The sequence below is a fragment of the Oceanispirochaeta sp. M1 genome, from assembly GCF_003346715.1.
Classification (GTDB): Bacteria; Spirochaetota; Spirochaetia; order DSM-2461; family DSM-2461; genus Oceanispirochaeta.
This window is the reverse complement of record NZ_QQPQ01000132.1, coordinates 1-1061: the sequence shown is the minus strand read 5'-3', so window position 1 is coordinate 1061 and position 1061 is coordinate 1. Positions and strand designations below refer to the sequence as shown.

The 1061-nt window shown below is 48.9% G+C and carries 1 rRNA gene; it reads right to left on the bottom strand.

Annotation, left to right across the window (positions count from 1 at the left end):
* Positions 1–837: ribosomal RNA gene (locus DV872_RS26130) — 16S ribosomal RNA — on the bottom strand; the annotation flags it as partial.
* Positions 838–1061 lie beyond the last annotated feature (224 nt).

Here is a 1061-nt window from a genome sequence, read left to right as displayed (position 1 = left end):
CCCAGACACCAAGTGTACATCGTTTACGGCGTAGACTACCAGGGTATCTAATCCTGTTCGCTACCTACGCTTTCGCACCTCAGCGTCAATCCAGAGCCAGCAAGTCGCCTTCGCCTCCGGTGTTCTTCCTAATATCAACAGATTTCACCCCTACACTAGGAATTCCACTTACCCCTCTCGGATTCAAGTCATACAGTTTCCAACGCAACATCACAGTTAAGCTGTGTGCTTTCACATCGGACTTACATAACCGCCTACATGCCCTTTACGCCCAATAATTCCGAACAACGCTCGCTCCTTACGTGTTACCGCGGCTGCTGGCACGTAATTGGCCGGAGCTTATTCATATGCTAACGTCATCCAATACCCATTTCCTGATACTGTTATTCCTCACATATAAAAGTGCTTTACAATCTCTCGACATTCTTCGCACACGCGGCGTCGCTCCGTCAGACTTTCGTCCATTGCGGAAGATTCTTAGCTGCTGCCTCCCGTAGGAGTCTGGGCCGTGTCTCAGTCCCAATGTGGCCGGTCACCCTCTCAGGCCGGCTAATGATCGTCGCCTTGGTAGGCTATTACTCTACCAACTAGCTAATCATACGCAGGCTCATCATTCAGCGAGGCAAACGCCCCTTTCCTTTATCCACAAGAGGATAAAGATTATTCGGTATTACCCCATGTTTCCATGAGCTATCCCCAACTAAATGGTAGATCACCTACGCGTTACTCACCCGTTCGCCACTCTCAAGAGGTGCAAGCACCTCTCTACCGTTCGACTTGCATGCTTAAAACGCGCCGCCAGCGTTCGTTCTGAGCCAGGATCAAACTCTCCATGATATAGTTTATCGTCCGAAGACGATAAGTTCGTATCAAAGCCTTTAGCAGTTGTATAGCGGATGTAATCATCCTTAACCACCTCAGGTGAGTCAGAGTCCCTTTATGCAGTGCGGCTTCCCTTGCGGAAAGTCCCACTGTGCTAAAAAGAAAACTAACGTTCGGACCGTACCTAAATCATAAGATTTTCGGCACGATTCTATTTGACAGGATCGTTCCTCAGCCTT